This window comes from Trichormus sp. NMC-1, from assembly GCF_001858025.1.
GTDB lineage: Bacteria > Cyanobacteriota > Cyanobacteriia > Cyanobacteriales > Nostocaceae > Anabaena.
The window spans coordinates 671,582-694,432 of sequence record NZ_LZQD01000001.1; the positions used below are offsets into that span (position 1 = coordinate 671,582).

Annotated in this window: 24 protein-coding genes, 2 tRNA genes and 1 pseudogene; 19 read left to right on the plus strand and 8 right to left on the minus strand. The window is 40.7% G+C overall.

Going from position 1 to position 22,851, the window contains the following annotated elements; genetic code table 11:
- Positions 1–40: 40 nt before the first annotated feature.
- Both A9Y75_RS30020 and A9Y75_RS02950 read right to left on the minus strand, forming a co-directional pair.
- Positions 41–166 carry a hypothetical protein gene (locus A9Y75_RS30020; protein WP_269086259.1) on the minus strand — a complete coding sequence of 42 codons (126 nt, stop codon included), beginning with the start codon at positions 164–166 and terminating at the stop codon, positions 41–43.
- 75 nt (positions 167–241) lie between these two features.
- Positions 242–1,432, minus strand: coding sequence for an RNA-guided endonuclease TnpB family protein (locus A9Y75_RS02950; RefSeq protein ID WP_071188041.1), 1,191 nt, complete (start codon positions 1,430–1,432; stop codon positions 242–244).
- A 112-nt stretch (positions 1,433–1,544) separates the two neighbouring features.
- Here A9Y75_RS02950 and ffh point away from each other — a divergent pair, with 112 nt between their 5' ends.
- Positions 1,545–2,996, plus strand: coding sequence for a signal recognition particle protein (ffh, locus tag A9Y75_RS02955; RefSeq protein WP_071188043.1), 1,452 nt, complete (start codon positions 1,545–1,547; stop codon positions 2,994–2,996).
- A gap of 140 nt (positions 2,997–3,136) precedes the next feature.
- On the opposite strand, the gene A9Y75_RS30025 is transcribed toward ffh, so the two are convergent.
- Positions 3,137–3,268, minus strand: a complete 132-nt coding sequence (locus tag A9Y75_RS30025) for a hypothetical protein (RefSeq protein ID WP_269086260.1) — start codon at positions 3,266–3,268, stop codon at positions 3,137–3,139.
- A gap of 103 nt (positions 3,269–3,371) precedes the next feature.
- On the opposite strand from A9Y75_RS30025, the gene rpsP reads away from it, so the two are divergent.
- The 9 genes from rpsP (at position 3,372) to A9Y75_RS03000 (ending at position 9,956) form a co-directional block, all read left to right on the plus strand.
- Positions 3,372–3,632 (plus strand): 30S ribosomal protein S16, encoded by a 261-nt coding sequence (gene rpsP, locus A9Y75_RS02960; RefSeq protein ID WP_013190489.1) that lies wholly within the window; start codon positions 3,372–3,374, stop codon positions 3,630–3,632.
- A gap of 7 nt (positions 3,633–3,639) precedes the next feature.
- The gene (locus A9Y75_RS02965; RefSeq protein WP_071188045.1) at positions 3,640–4,032 is read left to right on the plus strand and encodes a KH domain-containing protein; all 393 of its coding nucleotides are present in this window, start codon (positions 3,640–3,642) and stop codon (positions 4,030–4,032) included.
- Positions 4,033–4,340: 308 nt separating this feature from the next.
- Positions 4,341–5,294, plus strand: coding sequence for a PhoH family protein (locus A9Y75_RS02970; RefSeq protein ID WP_071188047.1), 954 nt, complete (start codon positions 4,341–4,343; stop codon positions 5,292–5,294).
- A 117-nt stretch (positions 5,295–5,411) separates the two neighbouring features.
- The gene (locus A9Y75_RS02975) at positions 5,412–5,819 is read left to right on the plus strand and encodes a ChuX/HutX family heme-like substrate-binding protein (protein WP_071188049.1); all 408 of its coding nucleotides are present in this window, start codon (positions 5,412–5,414) and stop codon (positions 5,817–5,819) included.
- Between the two features lie 120 nt (positions 5,820–5,939).
- Positions 5,940–6,734 carry a DUF6816 family protein gene (locus A9Y75_RS02980; protein WP_071188051.1) on the plus strand — a complete coding sequence of 265 codons (795 nt, stop codon included), beginning with the start codon at positions 5,940–5,942 and terminating at the stop codon, positions 6,732–6,734.
- 88 nt (positions 6,735–6,822) lie between these two features.
- Complete coding sequence (locus A9Y75_RS02985; protein WP_071188053.1) at positions 6,823–8,643, plus strand: ABC transporter ATP-binding protein; 1,821 nt, start codon at positions 6,823–6,825, stop codon at positions 8,641–8,643.
- Positions 8,644–8,753: 110 nt separating this feature from the next.
- A tRNA-Tyr gene (locus A9Y75_RS02990) sits at positions 8,754–8,839 on the plus strand.
- An 87-nt stretch (positions 8,840–8,926) separates the two neighbouring features.
- Positions 8,927–8,998: transfer RNA gene (locus A9Y75_RS02995), tRNA-Thr, on the plus strand.
- 613 nt (positions 8,999–9,611) lie between these two features.
- Positions 9,612–9,956 carry a KGK domain-containing protein gene (locus tag A9Y75_RS03000; RefSeq protein WP_201788381.1) on the plus strand — a complete coding sequence of 115 codons (345 nt, stop codon included), beginning with the start codon at positions 9,612–9,614 and terminating at the stop codon, positions 9,954–9,956.
- Between the two features lie 1,385 nt (positions 9,957–11,341).
- On the opposite strand, the gene A9Y75_RS03005 is transcribed toward A9Y75_RS03000, so the two are convergent.
- Positions 11,342–11,554 carry a hypothetical protein gene (locus tag A9Y75_RS03005; protein ID WP_071188057.1) on the minus strand — a complete coding sequence of 71 codons (213 nt, stop codon included), beginning with the start codon at positions 11,552–11,554 and terminating at the stop codon, positions 11,342–11,344.
- Between the two features lie 221 nt (positions 11,555–11,775).
- On the opposite strand from A9Y75_RS03005, the gene A9Y75_RS03010 reads away from it, so the two are divergent.
- Positions 11,776–12,912: an SGNH/GDSL hydrolase family protein gene (locus tag A9Y75_RS03010; protein WP_071188059.1), complete on the plus strand. Its 1,137-nt coding sequence runs from the start codon at positions 11,776–11,778 to the stop codon at positions 12,910–12,912.
- A 133-nt stretch (positions 12,913–13,045) separates the two neighbouring features.
- Here the strand turns inward: A9Y75_RS03010 and larE are convergent, their stop codons facing one another.
- On the minus strand, positions 13,046–13,888 hold the full coding sequence (larE, locus tag A9Y75_RS03015) for an ATP-dependent sacrificial sulfur transferase LarE (protein ID WP_071188061.1): 843 nt from the start codon (positions 13,886–13,888) through the stop codon (positions 13,046–13,048).
- 211 nt (positions 13,889–14,099) lie between these two features.
- Between larE and A9Y75_RS03020 the strand changes: the two genes are divergently transcribed.
- Positions 14,100–15,206, plus strand: coding sequence for a serine/threonine-protein kinase (locus A9Y75_RS03020; RefSeq protein WP_071188063.1), 1,107 nt, complete (start codon positions 14,100–14,102; stop codon positions 15,204–15,206).
- 247 nt (positions 15,207–15,453) lie between these two features.
- On the opposite strand, the gene hrmK is transcribed toward A9Y75_RS03020, so the two are convergent.
- A complete protein-coding gene (hrmK, locus tag A9Y75_RS03025) occupies positions 15,454–17,286 on the minus strand; it encodes a hybrid histidine kinase/response regulator HrmK (protein WP_071188064.1) in 1,833 nt (610 codons plus the stop codon).
- A 181-nt stretch (positions 17,287–17,467) separates the two neighbouring features.
- On the opposite strand from hrmK, the gene A9Y75_RS03030 reads away from it, so the two are divergent.
- Positions 17,468–18,334: a branched-chain amino acid ABC transporter permease gene (locus A9Y75_RS03030; protein WP_071188066.1), complete on the plus strand. Its 867-nt coding sequence runs from the start codon at positions 17,468–17,470 to the stop codon at positions 18,332–18,334.
- A 102-nt stretch (positions 18,335–18,436) separates the two neighbouring features.
- On the opposite strand, the gene A9Y75_RS03035 is transcribed toward A9Y75_RS03030, so the two are convergent.
- A complete protein-coding gene (locus A9Y75_RS03035) occupies positions 18,437–18,556 on the minus strand; it encodes a photosystem I protein PsaX (RefSeq protein WP_071188068.1) in 120 nt (39 codons plus the stop codon).
- A gap of 174 nt (positions 18,557–18,730) precedes the next feature.
- Between A9Y75_RS03035 and A9Y75_RS27210 the strand changes: the two are divergent.
- A pseudogene (locus A9Y75_RS27210) lies at positions 18,731–18,865 on the plus strand (peptidylprolyl isomerase); the annotation flags it as partial.
- 5 nt (positions 18,866–18,870) lie between these two features.
- The gene (locus tag A9Y75_RS29290; protein WP_083389472.1) at positions 18,871–19,227 is read left to right on the plus strand and encodes a hypothetical protein; all 357 of its coding nucleotides are present in this window, start codon (positions 18,871–18,873) and stop codon (positions 19,225–19,227) included.
- Here A9Y75_RS29290 and lipA read toward each other — a convergent pair.
- Positions 19,208–20,119, minus strand: coding sequence for a lipoyl synthase (gene lipA, locus A9Y75_RS03040; protein ID WP_071188070.1), 912 nt, complete (start codon positions 20,117–20,119; stop codon positions 19,208–19,210). The genes A9Y75_RS29290 and lipA overlap by 20 nt on opposite strands.
- A 346-nt stretch (positions 20,120–20,465) precedes the next feature.
- Between lipA and A9Y75_RS03045 the strand changes: the two genes are divergently transcribed.
- From A9Y75_RS03045 to rplT, 4 genes are all read left to right on the plus strand, one after another.
- Positions 20,466–21,047, plus strand: a complete 582-nt coding sequence (locus A9Y75_RS03045) for a response regulator (RefSeq protein WP_071188071.1) — start codon at positions 20,466–20,468, stop codon at positions 21,045–21,047.
- Positions 21,048–21,470: 423 nt separating this feature from the next.
- Complete coding sequence (locus tag A9Y75_RS03050; RefSeq protein WP_177176085.1) at positions 21,471–22,172, plus strand: hypothetical protein; 702 nt, start codon at positions 21,471–21,473, stop codon at positions 22,170–22,172.
- A gap of 93 nt (positions 22,173–22,265) precedes the next feature.
- Entirely contained in the window at positions 22,266–22,463 is a 198-nt protein-coding gene (gene rpmI / locus A9Y75_RS03055) for a 50S ribosomal protein L35 (RefSeq protein WP_016951337.1), read from the plus strand.
- 21 nt (positions 22,464–22,484) lie between these two features.
- Positions 22,485–22,841, plus strand: coding sequence for a 50S ribosomal protein L20 (rplT, locus tag A9Y75_RS03060; RefSeq protein WP_071188073.1), 357 nt, complete (start codon positions 22,485–22,487; stop codon positions 22,839–22,841).
- The last annotated feature ends 10 nt before the right edge of the window (positions 22,842–22,851 follow it).

The window sequence follows — 22,851 nt, forward strand, 5'->3', positions numbered from 1 at the left end:
ATTCGTAAACAGGGAACAGGGAACAGGGAACAGGTAATTCTTAATTTCCCCGCGTCCCTACTTCTCCGCGTCTCCGCGTCTCCGTGTCCCCGCGTCCCCGCGTCCCCCCATCTCCCCATCTCCCCCTGCACCCTGCTGTTAGCAACTTCACCATAGATATAGGCATACCGTTGCTACACTCGCCGTGAAAACCACTAAGCTGTTGACACTCCCCGGCGTGAACGCACGGGGATTCTTGAATCTAAGACATAACTTGCTCAACCAGGCTTGCGCCAGATAGAGTAGAGGTTTCATCTCCCCAAGCGTTACTTGCGTCTAGCGCAAAAGTTCCCGTATGCCCTACGGTACTCAATCCCCGACTAAGGATGATTAAGGCTGCATTTTTGTCTCTATCCATTACACACCCACACTGACAAACGTGAGTTCTAGTAGATAGAGTTTTCTTGACAACTTCACCACAGCTAGAGCATTCCTGGCTAGTATATTGTGGATTTACCGCTACCGTAACTTTCTTAAATACGAGTCCAAAGTATTCAAGCCAGACACGAAACTGATACCAGGATGCGTCGTTAATAGACTTAGCTAAACAATGATTTTTCACCAGATTTTTAATTCTCAAATCTTCATAGGCTATCAAGTCGTTAGACTGAACTACGCACCGTGCTAACTTCACAGCATGGTCTTTACGCTGCCTACTTATTTTGAGATGGCGTTTCCCTAAAATCTGTCTAGCCTTACCCCTATTTTTTGACCCTTTGACCTTTCTGGAAACACGACGCTGTGAACGTTTAAGAACCTTTTCTCCAATACGCAGAAATTTAGGATTCTCAACCATTACCCCATTAGAATCAGTGTAGTATTCTTTCAAACCTACATCTAACCCAATAGTGTTACCAGATGGTTCTATGTTTTCTTGACGGATAACATCAATACAAAATTGACAATAATAACCGTCAGCCCGTTTTACCAATCTCACCCGTTTTATTTGGTTGATTTGGTAGAAATGAAGGTCACGAGTCCCTTTAATTTTTAATCTACCAATACCCTTTTTATCGGTAAAAGTAATGAATTTACGATTATCTGCAAGCTTCCATCCTGATGTTTTATATTCAACAGAACGACAATCTTTTTGGAACTGAGGAAACCCCTTTTTACCAGAAATACCCTTTTTGCAATTATCATAAAACCGGGTGATAGAAGACCATGCTCGTTCTGCACTGGCTTGTCTAGCCATTGAATTGAGTTCATTAGCAAATGGAAAATTAGCAGCTAAAACAGCACAATATTTCTGCAAGTCGTTTTTACCTGTATCTTTAACGTCCATCCACAGCCGAATACAGCTATTACGAACGAATTGTGCAGTCCGAATTGCATCATCTATTGCTGTTAGCTGAACTGATTTCCCATAAACTTTAAACTCAAAAACAAGCATCTCTTTACCTCCTATCTTATACTAACACATCTGGTATAAGATTAATAAAAGTACAATAAAAAGCCGTCCTACAAGGACGGGGTTTTAGACCCAACTTTTTGGTAACTGAATTATGTTTGATGCACTGTCTGACCGTTTAGAGTCCGCCTGGAAAAAACTGCGGGGACAAGATAAAATCTCTCAATCCAACATTCAAGACGCTTTGCGGGAAGTGCGCCGCGCCTTGTTGGAAGCAGATGTCAACCTCCAAGTAGTTAAAGATTTTATTACCGAAGTTGAAACCAAAGCTCAAGGAGCCGAAGTAATTGCAGGCGTGCGTCCTGACCAACAGTTTATCAAAATTGTTTACGATGAACTGGTGCAGGTAATGGGGGAAGAAAATGTTCCCCTGGCAGAAGTTGAGGGTAAAACCACTGTTGTCCTCATGGCTGGTTTACAAGGTACTGGTAAAACCACAGCTACCGCTAAGTTAGCTTTACATTTACGGAAATTAGAGCGTAGTTGCTTGTTAGTCGCCACAGACATATATCGTCCCGCAGCTATTGACCAGCTAATCACACTCGGTAAGCAAATTGACGTACCAGTATTTGAATTAGGTAGCGACGCAGATCCTGTAGAAATTGCCCGCCAAGGTGTGGAACGCGCCAGGGCTGAAGGGATAAATACAGTCATTATTGATACCGCAGGTCGGTTACAAATTGACCAAGAAATGATGGCGGAATTAGCCCGCATCAAGTCAACAGTCCAACCTGATGAAACCCTATTGGTTGTTGACTCAATGACTGGTCAAGAGGCAGCAAATCTCACCCGCACCTTCCATGATCAAATTGGGATTACTGGGGCAATCCTGACCAAAATGGATGGTGATAGCCGAGGTGGTGCGGCCTTGTCAGTACGCCAAATTTCCGGTGCGCCGATTAAATTTGTCGGTGTCGGTGAAAAAGTCGAGGCGCTGCAACCGTTTTATCCTGAACGGATGGCTTCCCGGATTCTCGGTATGGGCGATGTTCTGACTTTAGTAGAAAAAGCCCAGGAAGAAATAGACTTGGCAGATGCCGAGCAAATGCAAGAGAAAATTTTGTCGGCGAAATTCGACTTTACAGATTTTCTCAAACAGATGCGTCTGTTGAAAAATATGGGTTCTCTGGGTGGGATCATGAAGATGATTCCCGGCATGGGCAAGCTTTCCGATGACCAGCTAAAGCAGGGGGAAACCCAGCTAAAACGCTGTGAAGCCATGATTAATTCCATGACAGGCAAAGAACGGCGTGATCCAGATTTATTATCTAGTTCTCCCAGTCGGCGGCGGCGAATTGCTTCTGGTTCAGGCTATAGAGAAGCAGATGTCAGCAAATTGGTAGCTGATTTCCAAAAAATGCGATCGCTCATGCAACAAATGGGTCAAGGCAATTTCCCCGGTATGCCAGGAATGTTCGGCGGCGGTGGCAACCCCTTAGCCGCAGGCAATCGCCCCTCTCAAGGTTGGCGCGGTTATCCCGGTGGCGCACTACCCGCCCAAAAGAAAAAGAAAGAGAAAAAGAAAAAAGGCTTTGGCACTCTTTAAGGATTGGGAAAAACTCTTCCCCAATCACCGAAGAGGACAAGGAGACGCGGGGAGTTCCCGTGTTAGATGCCCGACGCGGGACATGAAGCACCCTTGGGAACGAATGTTTATGGGTATGAAGCCCCTTCTGTATCGAAGATTCAGACGCTTGGAATTGGGTTCTGTTGCAATCGGAGTCCAATTCCTGTCTTGAGCGTCTCCCCATCTCCGCGTCCCCCCGTCTCTTCATGAATCATCACCCAATAATGCCTAGCAAGTGCTAAAATTGTCATTTCAACATCAGAATTTTTGAAGAGAGGCAGTCTAGCCTAGTCACTGCTTCATCCACTAGTCACAAACTAGGCACTTAACCAAACAGGAGAACGATTTCTCGACATGATCAAACTGCGCTTGAAGCGATTCGGTAAAAAGCGGGAAGCAAGTTACCGCATTATTGCTATTAACGACCTGTCTCGCCGTGATGGTCGTCCCCTAGAAGAACTAGGATTCTACAACCCCAGAACCGATGAAGTCAGACTAGACGTTCCCGGCATCGTCAAACGACTACAGCAAGGCGCTCAACCCACCGACACTGTACGTCGCATCCTTGTAAAAGCTAATGTTTTTGAACAGGTCAGTGCAACAGCCGCATCATAAACTTGAGATGAAATCACTAACAGCCAGTCCTAACTATGTTGGGCTGGTTAAGTTTCTTGTCCAACCGTTTTTAGAATCTCCAGAGTCTTTAAGCGTCGATTGTGAAATATCTGAAAACCTTAAACGGACTTGGATTCGCATCGCCTTTGAAGCCACAGACAAAGGAAAAGTCTTTGGTCGCGGAGGACGCAATATTCAGGCGATTCGCACGGTAATCGCCGCCGCCGCAGAATTAGCAGGGCAATCAGTATACCTGGACATCTACGGCAGCAGTTCTCAAAGTCGAGATGGTATGTCTTTTGATGAAGAACAGGAAGAAAGAATACCACCACCAAAATCGAGAGAAAGAAGTGGCAGCATTCTCATGCCTGTTCCTAAACCCCGTTCTCGCTTGGTCTAAACTGGGAAATTTGATAAGACTTAACCAGTAATCAGTTGTGGGAAAGATTGAGACAGGTAGCAACAAGATTGTCAAATATTTTCGGAATCTTTCGTTACTAGGACGGAATTATCGGTAAAGTATAGACATCTGTTGCTGGCCTATTCTCAGAATTAACTGTTTTGACAGGAATAAATTTTTAAGCATATTTTAAGTTAAAATATTATAAATTTATTTATTTAGAAAAATTTTAAAAAATCTTTTGTTGGCTTCTTTAGAAAAATATCAACTTTGTCAAAAACGGCTCCTCACCTAATTGCTAAAAAACTATGGCAGGTGCTTTAACAATTCAACTGCCTAATATTCCTAGTGCGATCGCACTAGCAGGATATGGGGAAGCAAATCTCAAATTCCTATCTCAACAAACAGGAGCCAGCTTAGTTTTACGTGGACAAGAACTCCTCATTGCTGGCACCCAAAACCAAGTTGATCTAGCCGTGCAGTTAGTGCGATCGCTCGAAAATCTCTGGAGTAAAGGTAATAATATCTCAACTGCTGACATTTTAACAGCCCGTCAAGCCATAGAGAGCGATCGCCAAGGTGAACTACAAGACCTACAGCGAGACATCCTTTCCAAAACTCGCCGGGGTCAAGAAATCCGCGCCAAAACCTTTCGTCAGCGACAATACATCGAATCAATCCGCAAACGTGACCTCACCTTTGGTATTGGACCTGCTGGAACTGGTAAAACCTATCTCGCCGTTGTTGTCGCCGTCCAAGAACTCCTCTCCAATCAGTTTGAACGCATCATTTTAACCCGTCCAGCCGTCGAAGCCGGTGAAAAACTCGGATTTCTACCCGGAGATTTGCAGCAAAAAGTCGATCCCTATCTCCGCCCTCTCTATGATGCCATTCATGAATTCATCGACCCTGAAAAAGTCCCCAATTTGATAGAACGTGGTGTAATTGAAGTTGCACCCCTCGCCTATATGCGGGGGCGGACTTTGAGTAACGCCTTTGTAATTGTCGATGAAGCCCAAAATACCACACCCGCCCAGATGAAAATGGTTTTGACTCGCTTGGGTTTTGGTTCTCGCATGGTGATTACAGGTGACATCACCCAAACCGATTTACCAATGAACCAACAATCAGGTTTATCTGTAGCTTTACAAATTCTTAAACACGTTGAAGGCATTGCCTTTTGCGAATTTACCCAAAAAGATGTCGTGCGTCATCCTCTAGTGCAGCGTATTGTTGCTGCCTATGAACAGTACGAAAAATAGTTAATGAGTCAAACAATGTTGAATTTTAGATTTTAGATTTTAGATTTTAGATTGATTCCATAAATCCGTGGGCTTCTAACATCAATAAATCATTAGTCATTAGTAAAAAAACAGCTTATGAATACCACTTTGAGAGAATTTATAGAAGATTGCCAAAACTTAGGTAATGTCAGGCTCATCGTCACCAGCAGCGCCACTGTATTGGAAGCAAGATGTAAAATTGAAAAAATATTTTATGCCGAATTGCTCAAAGGCAAATATGCAAATATGCACACAGATGACTTTGAATTTCACCTGAATATGGACAAAATTACTCAAGTCAAATTTGAAACAGGTGAAGCCAAAAGAGGCAACTTTACAACCTATGCAATTCGGCTTTTAGATGAAAAACAAGAACCTGCATTAAGCATATTTCTACAATGGGGCAAACCCGGAGAATATGAACCAGGTCAAGTAGAAAATTGGCAAGCTTTAAAAGAAAAATATGGAGAAGTTTGGCAACCTTTACCAATTGAAACTTTGTAATCCCTCGTTCCCTCGTTCCCAGTCTCTGACTGGGAATGCAATCAGGAGGCTCTGCCTCCCTAAAAAATATCAATTAACACCAATCATTAACGCTAAATTTTACTAAAATATAATATTAATATGTTTATTAAAATAAGTTTTAGCTGTTTTTTAATGCTTTTACTCCTACTAGGAAATAGCGAAGCTAAAGCAGGAGAATTAGCAGAACGATTAGCAAATTTTCCTCAATGGGAAAAATTAACTTCAGTCAAACCAGCCGAAGGGGATTTAGTATATCCTGATTGGATGGCAGGAAATTGGCAAGTTACTAGTACCTTAGTAGATTTAGCCGCACCTTTAGCACCAGATATCATCACACCTGGGTTTGAAGGAAATCGTCGTCAACTAAATCAGCCTGTCAGTTTTTTAGTGAGATTTATAAAAGTTAAACCGCAAGTTTCCGGTTCAAAACTTATCCCCAAAATAGATAATAAAAATCAAATATTAGTTGCTGATAGAGTATTTAATAGCTTAAATTTATCAAGAGCTTATTTAGGAAATGAAGCTGTATTATCAGTCAAAGTAGATCCAGAATCTCCTAATCGTCAAATTACATTTTTACAAAATGAACGTCAATTAGTTTCTATTGTCACTGCACGCGCTACAGAAACACCCTCTAATCAGTTTATCACCACAGAAGTATTTCAACAATTATTTAAAGGTGGTTCTCGTCCCTATTTCAATACAGTAGAATCGACAACAGCCTACCATCAACTACCAGCATCTAACCCAGCAATTGAAGCAGATCAAGTTACTGCTGTCTACCTTTCTCCCCAAGATCCAGATTATTTTACCGCAGGTTCTCGACCGGTTGCGCTTTATCGTTATCGACTCGAATTTTTCCCACCAGCACAGCAAAATACGTCTCAAGAATGATTTAATCGTTTACAACTTGACTCTTTTGTAGTATATTTGTAGTATAATATTTTCTAGCTAATGGTTATGCTTTGGGATATTGTTCATCATGGCGAATTTTCGAGATATTCTCAATTATTTTCGTCCTTACTGGAAGCTGAGTATTTTCAGCATTACCGCATCCAGTCTTTACGAAATTATTGATTTAGTTGTACCTTATGCGATTGGACAAATATTAAATGTTTTGTCTAATCAAGCCTTAGACAAACCAGTACAAGACGCGATTGCTACTCTTGCAAATATCACAAATTATCCAGTTAATAAATCTCTATCGCTGGCTTTATTACTGGGTTTAATCTTTTTTGTTACCGTAGTTAAAGCGCCCACCCAGCCTTGGTTAACTCTTTGGTTTCATTGGGATATAGCCTTAAGAGCGCGTCGAGATAAAACCCAAACAACCATAGCCAAAATTCTCACCCTTCCTCTTGAATTTTATGATGAAAATAACCCCGGACGTATAGCAGGAAGAATAGCTAGAGGTCTTGCTAACCACACCTGGGGTTATCCTGAAATTGCCGGTCAATTTATTCCTAAGTTATTACGAGTATTGGGAATATTTGTATTTATTGCCTTTATCGAATGGCGAATTGCAGCATTATTTCTGATTTCTTTTGTACTTATTCTCAGCTTTAGCTTGAAGCAATTGCAGCAGCTAATTGCGTCTGAAATGCGACTAGATAAGTATATGGAGAACACAGAAAGCCGCACATCAGAAATTGTCACAAACATCAAAACAGTTAAAGCATTTGCCACAGAAGCTAAGGAACTTGAGCGACAAAAACAACGTTTGCATCGAGAATTAAAAGTAGTTGATTACCGACTTCACAAAGGTTATGTGAAACTGGCAACTTGGCAAAAGACTGTAATTCAGTTTTGTGTGTTTATGATTTTAGGTCTAACTCTAGCCGCCACACTAAATGGTAAAATTTCTATTGGTCATTTTGTAATGACTTTAACTTTTTCTAGTATGGCATATTCTGAGTTAGAACCGATCAGCAACCTAGCAGAATCTTTTGCTCGTCGCTATTCTTCTATGATGCGGTTTCATGAATTTCTGCAAACACCATCAGGAATAGATTCAGATGGTCTTATCTCAGAGGAAATTCCGACACAAATCCCTTATGAATTTACTGGAAAATTAGAATTTTCTCACATTAGTTTTGGATATGATAGCAACCGTCAAGTTTTGCAAGATATTAATATTTTGATTGAGCCATATCAAACAGTAGCCTTAGTGGGAATATCTGGATCTGGCAAATCTACTTTAGTAAAGTTGCTTTTGCGTTATTTTGAACCGCAAACAGGGCAAATTTTAATTGATGGTGAAGACATTCGCACTTTAGATGTAGGTAAGTATCGGCGCAGATTAGCGATCGTTCACCAAGAAGTAGATGTTTTTAACGGTACTATCTTAGATAACCTCAAATATGGTCGGCCAAATGCAACTTTTGAGCAGGTACAGGAAGCTTGTCGAATTGCCAAAGTTGACGAAGTAGTTCAGCACCTACCCCAAGGTTATTACACAGTTGTGGGTGAAAGAGGTGTGAGGTTATCAGGTGGACAAAGACAGCGCTTAGGAATTGCTAGGGCGTTGTTGGTAGAACCGGACATACTGATTTTTGACGAAGCTACCTCTAGCCTAGATTACGAGTCTGAGCGTTCTATTCAATTAGCCATGCGTTCCATTCAAGGAACTCGTACCACAATTATCATCGCCCACCGTCTCACCACAGTGAGAGAAGCCGATAAAATCGTGGTTTTAGACAAAGGGAAAATTGCCGAAGTCGGTAGCCACGCTGAGTTATTGCGCCAAGAAGGCATTTACCACCGCTTACACTCCCTGCAAGAAACTGGAGATATCATCGTTTAACCACTCGAAACTCTTTTGGTATAGCCCTTCTAGGTTTTACAGAAAAAATTGTTTTTAACCCTTGCTAAATCTAGAAGCTAGTGATATTATTGTAAAACGTGGGACAGAACGGGTCGATGTCCGAGTGGTTAATGGAGACGGACTGTAAATCCGTTGGTTTACGCCTACGCTGGTTCAAATCCAGCTCGGCCCACCACTTCTAGAGATGTGAGTTACAATAGCTGAGTGTCGAGTAAACTTCTCAGCTTTGTAACTTATATTTCAAAAATCAAGTCTAATTTTCGCCCGTGTGGCTCAGTGGTAGAGCACACCCTTGGTAAGGGTGAGGTCACGAGTTCAATCCTCGTCACGGGCTTTTTGTTAAAGTATTGCTGTGTGTAGGTTATGAGGTTTTAATGGTTCTGGAATAACTGCTTTTGTAGTGTTGACCTTTAAATCGTACCAATAAAGTACCAAGTAGGGACATTTTTAGAGGATTTTTGAAGAATTTTTCACATATATAGGCATGAAATTAATAAGTAAGTACTTACTCACTAATATCTCTATAAATATTGATTTATAAGTAACTTGGTGGTGAACACGGCAAAGTCCATAGTTAAAAGTTATGAATAGTAGTTGATAGATAGAACTTACTACGCTTTATTGATGTAAAAGCCTTATAAGCCTTACTGTGTATAGGTTTTAAGTCACTACACCTTAATTGATAAGTAAAACTTACCAGCAATCTTAAATGATTGGGTTTTTACTTATGAATGGTTTTAGGGCTGAATATTTTAGGTGAGAGTATATGTTTTGAAACGTAATACAAATTCCTAATACAAAAACGTAATAGGATTTCCTAATACGTTTAGAAAACTACCCTAGGATATACCCAGAGAATTATAAAAATACTTGGAGTCCTTGCTAGGTAAAGGTTTTAGACGTAAAGCTCGTGTTACCTACTTTGTTGTTGATCGGAATAAATGAAAATGAGTGAATCTGTCAAGCTTGAGTTTTCTGATGTTGTCACCGTCCCGAAACAGAAAAGCCCTTTAAATGCCTCTTCTTTCAAGGTATCTGAAATGTCGGCTTACTTGGCAGGGCTTTTAGTTACTTATATCCGTAAAGACTTAACGGGATGGGATTCACCGGGAATTGAGTGTGAAGTCTTACAGGTGTCTGGTGGTGGATGGCGCAAGGGGAAGGTTAGAGTTTCCCTAGATTTTATACCAGACGAACCAGAAGAGGAACCACAGGAAGCCGTGCTACTCCCACCTGCTAAAGAAAAATCGCCACTAGATGACCTGAGAGCCGAACTTCTGAACAACGAATAATTTACAGCTATTTACAAAGCACAAATCCTACCTTGACTAGATGCAAATTAGGATTTTATTTTTTTTGGTCATTGACCTGTGCCTAGTGAGATTTTGCCATGAGCTTATTTTGGGGTTATCTGCGCTTTCTCATGGGCTGAATCAAGCACCTAAAAGTAGCTACATTATCAAAACAAGTTTTTAACACCTTAAGGTATTGAAATATTGTTTTGAAGAAGAAGCTACTTTTAGCTGTTACTTTTACCTATTTTCTACACCACATTGACTACCCGCACATGGCTGAACTTGATAGCGGTGGTTGTTGCGTAATCAGGATTTTTCTTACCAGTCCCAACCTTGGGAATAGAAAGTTTTACTCCATACCCAGCGCAAATTTCAGCTACAACGGCGCGCGTACCTTTTGAGACTCCGCTCACCTCATTAGAGACAATCTGACCTATGGCTTACGCCACGCTGCGCTATCGGTTCAGGAGTCAGGAGTAAAACTGGCGAATGAGTCTAGGTTTCAATTTTGATTCTGTACCTCATTGATCTGCAATCTGCTGTATACAATCAATGACACCCAAAACCAAAGCCCAAAAGTAACAACAAAACCTCCGCGTGCCTCTGCGGTTTCCTCTGTATTCCTCTGCGTTAAAAAAAATTCTGAAGACAAAAGAGTGAGAGATTTGCCTCTCTCGAACTCACAACCGATAATTATAAAAATTATAGTTTGGTGATAATTTAAAACACCACATCCTAAGAATAGATAAAAAAATTTTTACAGCCTTATAGCCAGAGTATACAAAAAGTACACAACAATGGCTATAAAGCGGAGATATGTCCACTAGGACATGATATCTCGGAGAAATTCCAAAAGGATAACCGGGTAGCAATTCCGTCGAACTGGCAAGAAATTGCCAATACTGAATTGTTTGGTCTTTATTTACACTGCTATAAATAAATCAGCGGGAATTAAATCCGATTCAGCACGTTATCCTTAGGGGTCAACTGAGTTTTTGACTAAGTTGTTGAGTGATAAAGGGGATCTGGTATTAGATCCCTTTGTAATTTGTAAGACGAAGGAATATCTTGCCAAGAAGCAACAATGCCGATGAACATCTTTTGAACTGAAGGAGGTTTATTTAATAGGAAGTTGCTATCGATGTAGTCAAGGTAGATATTTCTCAAAAGCATAGACATTTAATTTATGCTTAGAGTTTGCCGGGTATAAAACCGACAAGTAACACTACGAGACTTCCTTTCACAAACCTACTAACATTTACCTAAAGCAGGGCATTTGTAAAAAAATGCATTGATATTGATGACGAATCAACCATCACAGGCACAAGGGATCGTGCGGCTATTCCCGAACTAGTGTTGAGAATAACTTGGGTGCGGCAAATTCATATGTCACCATTGACCTGCATTTGATGGACTTGATCTGCTAACTCTTGACGACCTTGGTCATCAAGTTTATCAATTGCTAACATCCCCATGAGAATGACTTCTTTGAGGGTTAAACGTGTAGAATGTGCCTGTTTTTGCACAATCTCTTTGATAATGGGACTTACACCGATTGCTGTACTAGCTCTAGCCACGGAAGAACAGGGAAACATTAACGACTTCGCATAAATCTTAGCACTTTAAAGGCAGTTATTGTACATCGCTAAAATTTTTATAAAAATAAATACAGTCCTAATTGATACCAAAAATTCAAAAACACTATTCTGACGGGGGATATTGATACCAGACCAAGGAAAGTAAAATTTTCCTGAACTCAGCCAGAGAAGGCTGTCATAAGGAAAAGCAGTGAGTACTTACGAGGAAAGAAAAAACGATGACGGAACCTTATCTGTTGGCAGCAAGCTTGTTAACAGGATTGGCAATACCAGCATCGGCTCTCCCAAAGATGTCGAGTATCCCGCCTGAGAATATTGGATTCCTGGGGGATTTACCACAAGATTCATATACACAAGTAGGTAAAAAAGTCATCCCCAAAGTTGACATTTCTTTACCAGAATTCAGTAGTCAAGCTGTTTCCACAAGGGATTCGCAGTCAAAAACGGCTGAGAAAATGATCTCGTGGGCAGAATTCAGTAGTAAAACTGTATCATCAAGGGATTCACAGCCAGCCCCAGGTGAGAACATAATTTCTAGGGTTGACATTTTGTTAGCACAAGTCAAGAATTACGTTTTGCCAACACCGATAAAATCATCACTGAACTTCAGTTCTCAACCGACTAACCAAATTCCCGTATCTGGGAATCAACTTTACCACCTGAGATTAGCGTCTTTGAGAACTGGTCAAATTTACACCCGTGTAGATGATGAGGATTTACAGTCTTCGTGGAAGTCCACTAAAAAACCGAAACTCAGTTATGAGGATTGGAAAGACTTATTAGCTATGGAAGCCAGAGCTATTTCTCAAGGACAAGGTACAAATCGTTTGAGTATCTTGGTGGGTGATTCTTTGAGTATGTGGTTTCCTAAAGAAAAACTGCCTTCTGGTAAATTGTGGTTAAATCAAGGCATATCTGGAGATAGTTCTGTCGGAGTTTTCAAAAGATTAGCGGCATTTTCAGCCACCAAGCCGGAAGTAATTTACCTAATGGTGGGCATCAATGACTTACTCAAGGGTGCTAGTGATGTGTCAATTTTGCGTAATCAACGCCTGATTATCCGCCGTTTACGCCAGACTCACCCCAAAAGTCGGATCATTGTCCAATCAATTTTGCCGATTCGCAGGACGAAAATTCCCAATAGTCGCATTCGTCAGATCAATGCCCAAATTGCTGTGATTGCTAAACAAGAAGGTGCTAATTATTTAAATATCCACCATTGGTTTACAGATGCTCAGGGCAACTTACTTTCAGAGTTAACAACCGATGGGGTGCATTTGTCTCCAGAGGGATATGATGTCTGGCGATCAGCCCTCCAGCAGATAGAATATAGAGTTGCTCAACGGGCGAATTGAGCCTAAGCTCATATATCTTTAAGTTGCAGAATCCGCAGTGTCAGAAAAACGCGGTAGGAAATGCTCTGATGCAGTTTAAATGATGATCAGCTGATACGTAGCATTCCTATTTGATTTGCTGCCATGTAAAGGTTCAGATACCCGACTTTGCCAAGAAGCTTGGTATCTGGTAGTTTAAAACCTGATTTAACTTACCACTGCGATAACCTTCTAAATCGAGGGTGACGTAGATAAATCCCAAATTCTGAAATGCACTAACTAAAGTGGGTAAATCTGTAGTCAAGACAAAATCTTTAATTTTTTCTGGTGGTAATTCAATGCGTGCTATATCATCTGCTGAACGCACTCGTAAATTCTCCCAACCCAATTTTCGCAGATAAATTTCTGCTCTACCAACTCGCTGTAACTTGGCGATAGTGATTTCTTCACCGTAGGGAAAGCGAGAACTCAGACAAGGTTGAGCGGGTTTATCCCACCAAGGTAAACCGAGTTGTTGAGAAAGTTGACGGACTTCGGCTTTGGTGACACTAATTTCGGCTAAGGGCGATCGCGCACCTCTTTCTTTTGCAGCCTGAATTCCGGGGCGATAATCATGCAAATCATCTGCATTTACGCCATCTACCACATAGGGATAGCCTAACTCTAAGGCTAAAGGCTTGAGTGTATCGTGTAGTTCACTTTTGCAAAAATAGCAGCGGTTAACAGGGTTAGAGGTGTAATTAGGATTTTCCATCTCGTGAGTCTGGACGATTTGATGGTGAATCCCGATAGTTGCGGCTTGAATTTTCGCGTCTTCCAACTCTTCTGGTAATAGGGAAGGAGAGACAGCAGTTACAGCCAAAGCGCGATCGCCCAACACATCATAGGCAATCTTGGCTACTAATGTACTATCAACTCCTCCTGAGTAGGCGATCAAAGCCTGCTCCATTTCTGTAAATAAAGCTTTTAATTGTTCGAGTTTTTCTGTTAGTGTCATTTCTCAATCCTGCCAAAATCTTATAGCACCCGACAACTACTATTGTATTCATCCCATGCTCTGTCAATATAAATGATGTCTGAATCAGGATTAGAGGATTTTCAGAATGGGATTTTGTAGATTTTATGGTCTTTCAATTCAGAGACGGGGAACAAGATATAAACTGGTATATACTTGTATATAACTCAACTTAATATACCAAAACCCACCCATGAATCAGATATGTTGTCTGAACCCAGATTGCCATAATCCACCAGTTCCCGACAACACAAAATTTTGTCCTAACTGTGGTGTTCTCTTGGTTATCCTCAGAAACCGCTATCATCCTGTTAAAACCTTGGGTGGTGGGGGTTTTGGTAAAACTTATTTAGCAGAAGATATTGACAAATTAAATGAAAAGTGCGTAATTAAGCAATTTGCACCCCAAACCCAAAATACCTACGCATTAAATAAAGTCAAAGAACTATTTGCAGAAGAAGCAAAGCGACTCAAAGACCTCAAACATCCCCAAATTCCTCAACTACAAGCCTATTTTGATGTAAATGATTGTTTATATTTAATTCAGGATTTTATTGATGGAGAGGATTTATTAATTGAGCTAGCAAACCAAGCAACTTTTAATGAGCAAAAAATCCGTACATTGTTACTTAATTTATTACCAGTTCTTAAAGTAGTTCATAGTCAAAATATAATTCATCGAGATATTAAACCAGAAAATATCATGCGCCATCGGGGCGATGGTAAATTATTCTTGATTGATTTTGGTGCATCTAAACAACTTCAGGGAACCATGCGCCCAGGGACGGTAATTGGAAGTTTTGGTTATGCGTCTTTGGAACAAATGGAGGATAGACAAGTTTACCCTGCTAGTGATTTATTTAGTTTAGGTGCAAGTTGTTTTCATTTAATGACTAGGGTTCATCCTTGGAATTTATGGAAAACACAAGGTTATAGTTGGGTGAAAGAATGGCGTAATCATTTACAGCAATCTGTCAGTTTAGAATTAGGACAGATTTTAGATAAGTTATTAAAACTAGAATATCAAGAACGTTATCAATCAGTTGACGAAGTTTTACTAGCTTTAAAACCACAACAAGTACCTTCTATTAAAGTACCTCCTACATCTCCAAAGTCTCAAAAACCTCTAAATCTACAAACTTCACAAACTTTACAAACTTCCAAACATAGACTGATACCACAGTTAATAGTTATTTTAGGGCTACTTTTAGGAGCAGGTTCATTGGGATATTGGCTCAAAATCCAACGGCAGTTATCCCCGGATTTCTCACCACCAGTTACTCAACCACCAGCACCTTAGTAATTTTCATCATCGTAATTGTATATGATAAAGCAGGTGAAAAACAAAATCAAAAATTCACTTCCTGGACAAAATTTATTAAGAAAGGCAGGAGGAAGAGGACAGAAGGCAGAAAAACCATATTGGTAAAAAATCCTGTAAATCCTGTAAATCCTTAAATCCTGTAAATCCTGATTCTGACAAATAATCAAAAATCATTATCCTGTAAATCCTGTTCGCGTAGCGTGGCGTTAGCCATATCTGACAATTAGCTATACTTGGCTACCATGCTACCTAAAAGTTGTAAATCTATCGGTTTAGAAATATAGTCATTGACACCAGCAGCTAGACAAGTTTCTCTATCTCCTTTCATAGCCATTGCTGTTTGAGCAATTATGGGTATATTTTGGTATTGAGAATTTTCTCGCAGTTGTTTTACCAAGTTTAAACCATTGGCATCTGGGAGACTGACATCGATTAAAATTACTGCTGGTTGCATCTGTGGGAGTATCTTCCACATTTCCAAAGCATTCTTAACACAAGTCACTTGATAACCTAATCTACCTAGATAAATTCGCATTAATTCAGCATTGGCTAAATCATCTTCTACCAATAAAACTTTTCTTGAAGAACTAATAACAACACCAGATTCAGCAAGAGATGCAGAATAATTATTTAACTCTTGACTAATTTCTAAATCCTTTGTGGCCTTGATTTCTATAGCTTCTAAAACTTTTCCCATTGGCTTCAGGGGAAGAAGGATAGTAAAACAGGAACCGCCATTTACTTCTGATTCCAATTCTAAAGAACCACCATGAATTTCCGCCAGTTGCTTAGTCACGACTAACCCCAAACCAGTACCTTCATTGCTACTAGATGCAGAGTTAGCAATTTGGCTATAAGGACGAAATAGTAAGGTTTGATTTTCAGGAGAGATGCCAATCCCAGTATCCCAAACTGTAAAACGTAAATATAAATCTTGCGTAGTTACTCGTAAACCGACGCTGCCTAAATTTGTAAATTTGACGGCATTAAAAAGTAAATTTAATAGCATTTGTTTAAGTCGCAAAGGATCTGCTACTAAATTTTTGACATCAGCATCTATTTCTAGACGTAGTTTTAAACCTTTATTAGCAGCTTTTTCTTTGACCAAAGCTAAAACATTGCGGCATAGTATTGGTACATCGACCACATCCCATTGCACTTCCATTTGGTTAGCTTCAATTTTGGAGAGATCCAAAATATCATTAATCAGACCTAGCAAATGTTTACCACTGGATTGAATGATGTGTAAATACTCTTGGTGACGCTGTTTCTCTGGTTCATAGCCTTGTGCCAACAGCAGATGGGTGAATCCAATAATAGAACTAAGAGGGGTGCGGATTTCGTGACTGGTATTAGCCAGAAACTGGTTTTTGAGTTGATTGGTGCGTTCTAGTTCCTGATTAAAGCTTGCTAATTGTTGACAATGTTGTTGACAAGATTGTATTTGCTTAATTTGTGCTAAGGCTTGTTCACAATACTGGACTGTTTTTTGGATTAATTGCGATCGCAGTTGATTTAGGGTTGGGTTGAGTGGTTCACAATTAGTGTGGGGGTTGGCTGTGGCAATAATTAGCCATGCCGTCATACCACTAGAATCCTTAAGCAAAGGCCAAGCGCTGGCAGGTTTTTGTCTCTCTATCTGCTGCAAATCTTCAAGTCTGATGGCAGCTTGTAATCGCAATCGCAGCTTTGTTCCTTTTGTGGATATTACTTCCAAGCTCAGAGTTTGTGAACTGGGAGAACCAGAAACATAGCAGATATGACCAACTGTTTCTTGTGGCTCAAACAAAGCAATACCTACGGCACAGTGCATCCGACTGCCACTTAAAGCCTTGTGGAGTAAGTTGACCACGGTTTGGAAAATTTCTGCTTCTGGAGGTCTTGTCTGTGACATCTGGGTAGAAGCAGAAAGTACACAATCGTTGAGACGACAATGTAACTGGTTCAAGCTGCTTTCTAACCACAATTGCTCCCGTAGTTGCTGGATTGTTGTCAAAAGGGCTGGAGTTTTATCTATCTGTGAGTTCTGTTCTGGTAAGCTTGAAGACTGCTGCATGGTCAACTAGACCGCTGAAAAATTGAGCTTTGCAAGAAAATATGATCCTGATTTTATGTATATTAACGTACTAATTTTTTTTATTTGTCAAAGATAACTGATAGTGTCAATTTTAACTGCTAATCGCACCATTATTGAAGGAAATTACACACCGATTTTTTTTTAATAGGAACTTAAAACAATGGATACACAACTAGCTCAATTAATGATTAACGGTATTGCTGTGGGCAGTATTATTGCTCTAGCAGCAGTTGGACTCACGCTTACTTATGGCATTTTGCGATTATCTAACTTTGCTCACGGTGACTTTCTCACTTTGGGAGCTTATCTTACCCTACTGGTAAATAACTTCGGTCTAAATATTTGGCTATCAATGATTTTAGCGGCGGCGGGAACAGTAGCAGCGATGTTAGTGGCAGAAAAATTGCTCTGGTCAAGAATGCGGTCTATCCGTGCTACTTCGACAACACTAATCATTATCTCGATTGGACTGGCTTTATTTCTCCGCAATGGCATTATTTTCATTTGGGGCGGTAAAAATCTTGACTATGATCTGCCTGTAATCCCGGCTTTAGAAATTGGGCAATTAAAAGTACCACAAAATCAATTATGGGTACTGGGGTTAGCAGTACTGGCTATTGTGTTATTACACAACCTGCTCCAAAACACCAAAATTGGTAAAGCAATGCGGGCTGTTGCTGACGATTTAGACTTAGCGAGAGTATCTGGCATCAATGTTGACAGAGTAATTCTTTGGACTTGGGTAATTGCGGGAACTTTTACTTCTTTAGGCGGCAGTATGTATGGTTTGATTACTGCTGTACGACCGAATATGGGCTGGTTTTTAATTTTGCCTATGTTTGCTTCTGTGATTTTAGGGGGAATTGGCAATCCTTACGGTGCGATCGCAGCTGCTTTCATCATTGGCATCGTACAAGAAGTGAGTACTCTTTGGCTAGGTTCTCAATATAAACAAGGTGTCGCCCTGTTGATGATGATTTTGGTGCTGCTCATTCGTCCCAAAGGTTTATTCAAAGGCACGATTTAACATTGAGCAGTTTTCAGTTACCAGTTACATAGCGGGTGTAAAAAACTACGCCATGTCCCTGATAACTGTTCACTGATGTGAGCAGCACCAGTCCACTTCTAACTACTCAATGATGTGGAAATAATAAGCTGCTACCAAAAAATTGATAGCCAACAGTAGCAACGCCCAACCTGTACGAAAGACGTAACTAGGTTTAGCAGCAGTTTTGCCTTTAGCTGTCATAAGCAGTTCTCCTAAATTTCGTGACTTTTTAAGAAATACCAAACAGCAGCGCCAATTGCCCAAATTCTTTAAAAATATTTTTGTAAGAACAGGGAACAGACTGTTTACGGTTATAGCAACGGACAAGGCTGTTAGGACATCAACAAAAATTAGTATCATTGGAGGAATTAGATTATGTCCAAGCTGGTAATTGTTTCTCCTGAAGATATTCTTTACCATATCAAAATCTCTTGCCAAATTCCTAATTTGCTAGAAGCTATTGCTACCAGAAAAATTATTGCTGATACTGCTGTCAAAGAAGGTATTAAAAACCAATGCTAAAACTTAGACCACCTGTCACCTGTCACCTGTCACCTGTCACCTGTCACCTGTCACCTGTCACCTGTCACCTGTCACCTGTCACCTGTCACCTGTCACCTGTCACCTGTCACCTGTCACCTGTCACCTGTCACCTGTCACCTGTCACCTGTCACCTGTCACCTGTCACCTGTCACCTGTCACCTGTCACCTGTCACCTGTCACCTGTCACCTGTCACCTGTCACCTGTCACCTGTCACCTGTCACCTGTCACCTGTCACCTGTCACCTGTCACCTGTCACCTGTCACCTGTCACCTGTCACCTGTCACCTGTCACCTGTCACCTGTCACCTGTCACCTGCTATGACTGTTAACTGACCCCGCATGGTAGGAACTACGAACTAAAGGGGCAGAACGGACATGGCTAAATCCCATATCTCTGGCGATGGTGCCAAGTTGCTCAAATTCCTCTGGTGTCCAGTATTTTTGCACTGGCAGATGTTCTAAAGAAGGGCGCATATATTGACCCATAGTCAAGCGATCGCACTTTACAGCCCTCAGATCCGCCATTGTTTCCATTACTTCCTCAATCGTTTCTCCATGTCCCAGCATCAAACCTGATTTAGTGGGAATAGATGCATCGATTTCTTTGACTGTCGCCAGCACTGCTAAAGAGCGATCGTATTTCGCCCCCCGGCGTACAGGAGCAGTTAGAGAGCGTACTGTTTCCACATTATGGTTAAAACAAGCTGGTTGAGCGGTGACAATCATCCCTATCCGCTGGCGTTGTCCTGCCACACCCGCACCACTCCAAAAATCTGGTGTCAGGACTTCAATTTCAGTTGCTGGGTTGATTTGGCGGATAGCCGCCATCGTCGTCACAAAATGACTCGCACCCCCATCTGACAAATCATCACGGGCTACAGAAGTCAGCACCACATATTGCAAGCCCAAAATCTGTACTGCCTCTGCTACCTTTTGCGGTTCTTCCATATCTAGAGGCATTGGTGCATGACCTTTATCTACTTGACAAAAAGCACAAGAGCGCGTGCAAGTTGGTCCCATGAGTAAAAAAGTAGCAGTTTTTTGGGCGTAGCATTCCCCCCGATTGGGGCAGCGTCCTTCTTCACAAATTGTGTGAATTTGCCGCTGCTTAATGATACGTTGTACAGTAGAGATTTCACTAGCTTTGCCAAGAGGACGACGTAACCAGCTGGGCATGGCTGTAATTTCTGATTTGAGTTCGGCTTGTCGTGAAGAAAACATAGATATCAGGAGTGAGATCCAAAAATAAAGATAAAAGATATACTAGTCCAGGTTGGCAGAAATCATGGAGCATCTGAAATCAGATGGAAAGCCTGTAACATCAGACTTTTAAAGCTACTGATAACGGCTTACTGACATGAGTACGAGTTTTCCACTTTATTAAATTACTATGATACAAATTGATCACAGCGCAGGCAGCTGTTTGATAAACTACTTGCGTTTTTGACAGTTATACAGAAATATACTCTCCCCCAATTTACATAAATTTTGTATATAGTGAGAGAATTCTTCATTTCAATCGGCAACCAGCCATCTACACTTAAACTTTCTGGTAGAGTAATCAGTCGTGGCAAACAAAATTCTAGTTATCGATGACACCACAGTTGTTAGGGTAAAAGTACGAGAAATGTTGCCTCAGCAAGGCAATTTTGAAGTCTTGGAAGCAAAAGACGGGCTAGAAGGATATAATCTCATCCTTCAGGAAAAAGTCAGCTTGATCATGTTGGATTTCATACTACCGAAAATGAGTGGCTGGGAAGTTTTCCAGAAAATTCAAGCCAACTCAGAATTAAAGAAAATTCCTTTGGTGATCATGTCTGGCCGCAAGGAAGAGGTAACGGAAAAAATTCCTGAACCATTTGAATATTTTGAATTTCTCAACAAGCCTTTTGATCAGAGACAGCTGATTAATGCTATTAAATCAGCTATGGCTATAGCTGCTAAAAAAGTTCCTACAGGTACTGCTTCCCCAGGGTTGACAGCGCCTAAAAAAGAACTAGTAGTTGTGAAACCAACTGTGGAAGCCAGTAGTTCTTCGGTGGATATTGATGCACTAAATGCAAAAGTTGTCAAGATGCAAGCGGAAATCGATAACTTGAAGAAACAGCTAACTCAGGTAGTAACATTTATTAAACAGAAAATTAAGTAGTAAGCTGATCATCATTTAAACTGCATTAGAGCGTAAGAGCTTCTTGCCAATGCTGCTGATAGAAACAACTTAAAGGCATATTAGCCTATTGGCTCTTTCTATTATCCTAACGTCCGAAAATACTTCAGTCGATAAAAGCAGTTATCGACTGATTAAACCTGGTAGTTTATACTTAAATTAAGAAAATGGCAGGTTTTTTGGCTGGGGAGAAAGTCGCAGTTACACGAATTCGTAATTCGTAAGGGTTTTAGACTTGAACTATCGGTGGCTTATTTACGCACGACTTTACTAGTGTGTCGTGGGAGCATATCCAACATTATATTAGATTTATTTCATAGGAAGAAACCTTTATTGTGAACTAACGTCCTAGTTCATACAGCTTAAAGTTTAATGTAATTGTTTATTGACATAGCCATCAAATCTATGATCAAACTGTTAACTCAACCCAACAGCACCCGCAAATTACCTCAAGCGATTATTCTCACCCTGATCTTAACAAGTTTACTAGCTTGTGGGATGGGAATTACTAACAACAATACATCTGTAGCTGTTCCTACTACAGAACAGAGACAAACTTCTGCAAACAAATTACCTAAAAGTATTTCTAGAAAATTACTACGGGATGCATCCAAACGTTCTGGGCTGAAAACACGTGATTTGAAAATTACTCAAGTTACAACTAAAACCTTTGGAAATCCTTGCGCTTTTCAATTTGGAGAAATTTGCACTAGGGAATATAGACCGATTCCAGGTTGGGAAGTGGTTGTTAAGGTAAAAGATAAATCATGGACTTATCATGTCAATAAATCTGGTTCCCAAATTATCTTAGATCCCAAAGTCAGCACTAATCAACTACCGAAAAGTATTGCTGATAAAATTTTGAGAGATGCTGCTCAACGTTCTAGCTTACCGATTAATGCGATAAAAATTACTCAAAGCACTCAGAAAACCTTTAGTAATGCTTGTGTGTTGAACTTTGGTGAAATCTGTACTCAGCAGTATGATCCCGTAGAAGGCTGGGTAGTAATCGTAAAAGTGAAAAACCAATCTTGGACTTACCATACAGACAAAACTGGCTCAAGCGTTGTCTTAGATCCCAAAATCAACGCCACTTTAAAAAATTAAATTTCTTTCCTCTGCGCTCCTGGGGTGCTGCGGTTAGTTCATTTCAATTTTTTTAGTGTATACTATTAGATTGTGTCGAATCCAAGCCATCCCATGCCTAAACTCAAGACTCGTAAAGCAGCAGCCAAGCGATTTCGTGCTACCGGCACCGGTAAAATCGTCCGTCGCAAAGCTTTCAAAAGCCACCTTCTCGAACACAAGTCTTCTAACAAAAAGCGCGGTTTGCGCCAGTCTGCACTTGTACATGAGCGCGACGAAGACAATGTGCGCTTGATGCTTCCTTATTTGTAAAACATCACAGGTAGTTAAGATATGACCCGGGTAAAACGCGGTAATGTAGCTCGTAAACGCCGCAATAAAATTCTCAAACTAGCTAAAGGTTTTCGTGGTTCTCACTCAACTCTGTTTAGAACCGCTAACCAACAGGTAATGAAGGCGCTTCGCAGTGCTTACCGCGATCGCAAAAATAAAAAGCGCGATTTTCGTCGTCTGTGGATCACTCGTATTAACGCGGCTTCCAGACAACATGGCTTAAGCTACAGCCAGTTAATCGGTAATCTGAAAAAAGCCAATGTGGAACTAAATCGCAAGATGTTGGCACAATTGGCAGTTCTTGATCCTACAAGTTTCGCCAAAGTTGCTGAACTGGCAAGCTCAGTTAAAGGATAAAGGTGGCAAC

Bases quoted from the DNA above. Each gene is read 5' to 3' on its own strand.
- rplT (WP_071188073.1), top strand. From the start codon at position 22,485: ATGACCCGGGTAAAACGCGGTAATGTAGCTCGTAAACGCCGCAATAAA.
- larE (WP_071188061.1), bottom strand. From the start codon at position 13,888: ATGACACTAACAGAAAAACTCGAACAATTAAAAGCTTTATTTACAGAA.
- rpsP (WP_013190489.1), top strand. From the start codon at position 3,372: ATGATCAAACTGCGCTTGAAGCGATTCGGTAAAAAGCGGGAAGCAAGT.
- A9Y75_RS30025 (WP_269086260.1), bottom strand. From the start codon at position 3,268: ATGACAATTTTAGCACTTGCTAGGCATTATTGGGTGATGATTCATGAA.
- A9Y75_RS29290 (WP_083389472.1), top strand. From the start codon at position 18,871: ATGCTAAAACTTAGACCACCTGTCACCTGTCACCTGTCACCTGTCACC.
- hrmK (WP_071188064.1), bottom strand. From the start codon at position 17,286: ATGCAGCAGTCTTCAAGCTTACCAGAACAGAACTCACAGATAGATAAA.
- A9Y75_RS03010 (WP_071188059.1), top strand. From the start codon at position 11,776: ATGACGGAACCTTATCTGTTGGCAGCAAGCTTGTTAACAGGATTGGCA.
- A9Y75_RS03050 (WP_177176085.1), top strand. From the start codon at position 21,471: ATGATCAAACTGTTAACTCAACCCAACAGCACCCGCAAATTACCTCAA.
- lipA (WP_071188070.1), bottom strand. From the start codon at position 20,119: ATGTTTTCTTCACGACAAGCCGAACTCAAATCAGAAATTACAGCCATG.
- A9Y75_RS02965 (WP_071188045.1), top strand. From the start codon at position 3,640: ATGAAATCACTAACAGCCAGTCCTAACTATGTTGGGCTGGTTAAGTTT.
- A9Y75_RS30020 (WP_269086259.1), bottom strand. From the start codon at position 166: ATGCCTATATCTATGGTGAAGTTGCTAACAGCAGGGTGCAGGGGGAGA.
- A9Y75_RS03000 (WP_201788381.1), top strand. From the start codon at position 9,612: ATGAGTGAATCTGTCAAGCTTGAGTTTTCTGATGTTGTCACCGTCCCG.
- A9Y75_RS02980 (WP_071188051.1), top strand. From the start codon at position 5,940: ATGTTTATTAAAATAAGTTTTAGCTGTTTTTTAATGCTTTTACTCCTA.
- rpmI (WP_016951337.1), top strand. From the start codon at position 22,266: ATGCCTAAACTCAAGACTCGTAAAGCAGCAGCCAAGCGATTTCGTGCT.
- A9Y75_RS03035 (WP_071188068.1), bottom strand. From the start codon at position 18,556: ATGACAGCTAAAGGCAAAACTGCTGCTAAACCTAGTTACGTCTTTCGT.
- A9Y75_RS02985 (WP_071188053.1), top strand. From the start codon at position 6,823: ATGGCGAATTTTCGAGATATTCTCAATTATTTTCGTCCTTACTGGAAG.
- A9Y75_RS03020 (WP_071188063.1), top strand. From the start codon at position 14,100: ATGAATCAGATATGTTGTCTGAACCCAGATTGCCATAATCCACCAGTT.
- A9Y75_RS03005 (WP_071188057.1), bottom strand. From the start codon at position 11,554: ATGTTTCCCTGTTCTTCCGTGGCTAGAGCTAGTACAGCAATCGGTGTA.
- A9Y75_RS03030 (WP_071188066.1), top strand. From the start codon at position 17,468: ATGGATACACAACTAGCTCAATTAATGATTAACGGTATTGCTGTGGGC.
- ffh (WP_071188043.1), top strand. From the start codon at position 1,545: ATGTTTGATGCACTGTCTGACCGTTTAGAGTCCGCCTGGAAAAAACTG.
- A9Y75_RS02975 (WP_071188049.1), top strand. From the start codon at position 5,412: ATGAATACCACTTTGAGAGAATTTATAGAAGATTGCCAAAACTTAGGT.
- A9Y75_RS02950 (WP_071188041.1), bottom strand. From the start codon at position 1,432: ATGCTTGTTTTTGAGTTTAAAGTTTATGGGAAATCAGTTCAGCTAACA.
- A9Y75_RS02970 (WP_071188047.1), top strand. From the start codon at position 4,341: ATGGCAGGTGCTTTAACAATTCAACTGCCTAATATTCCTAGTGCGATC.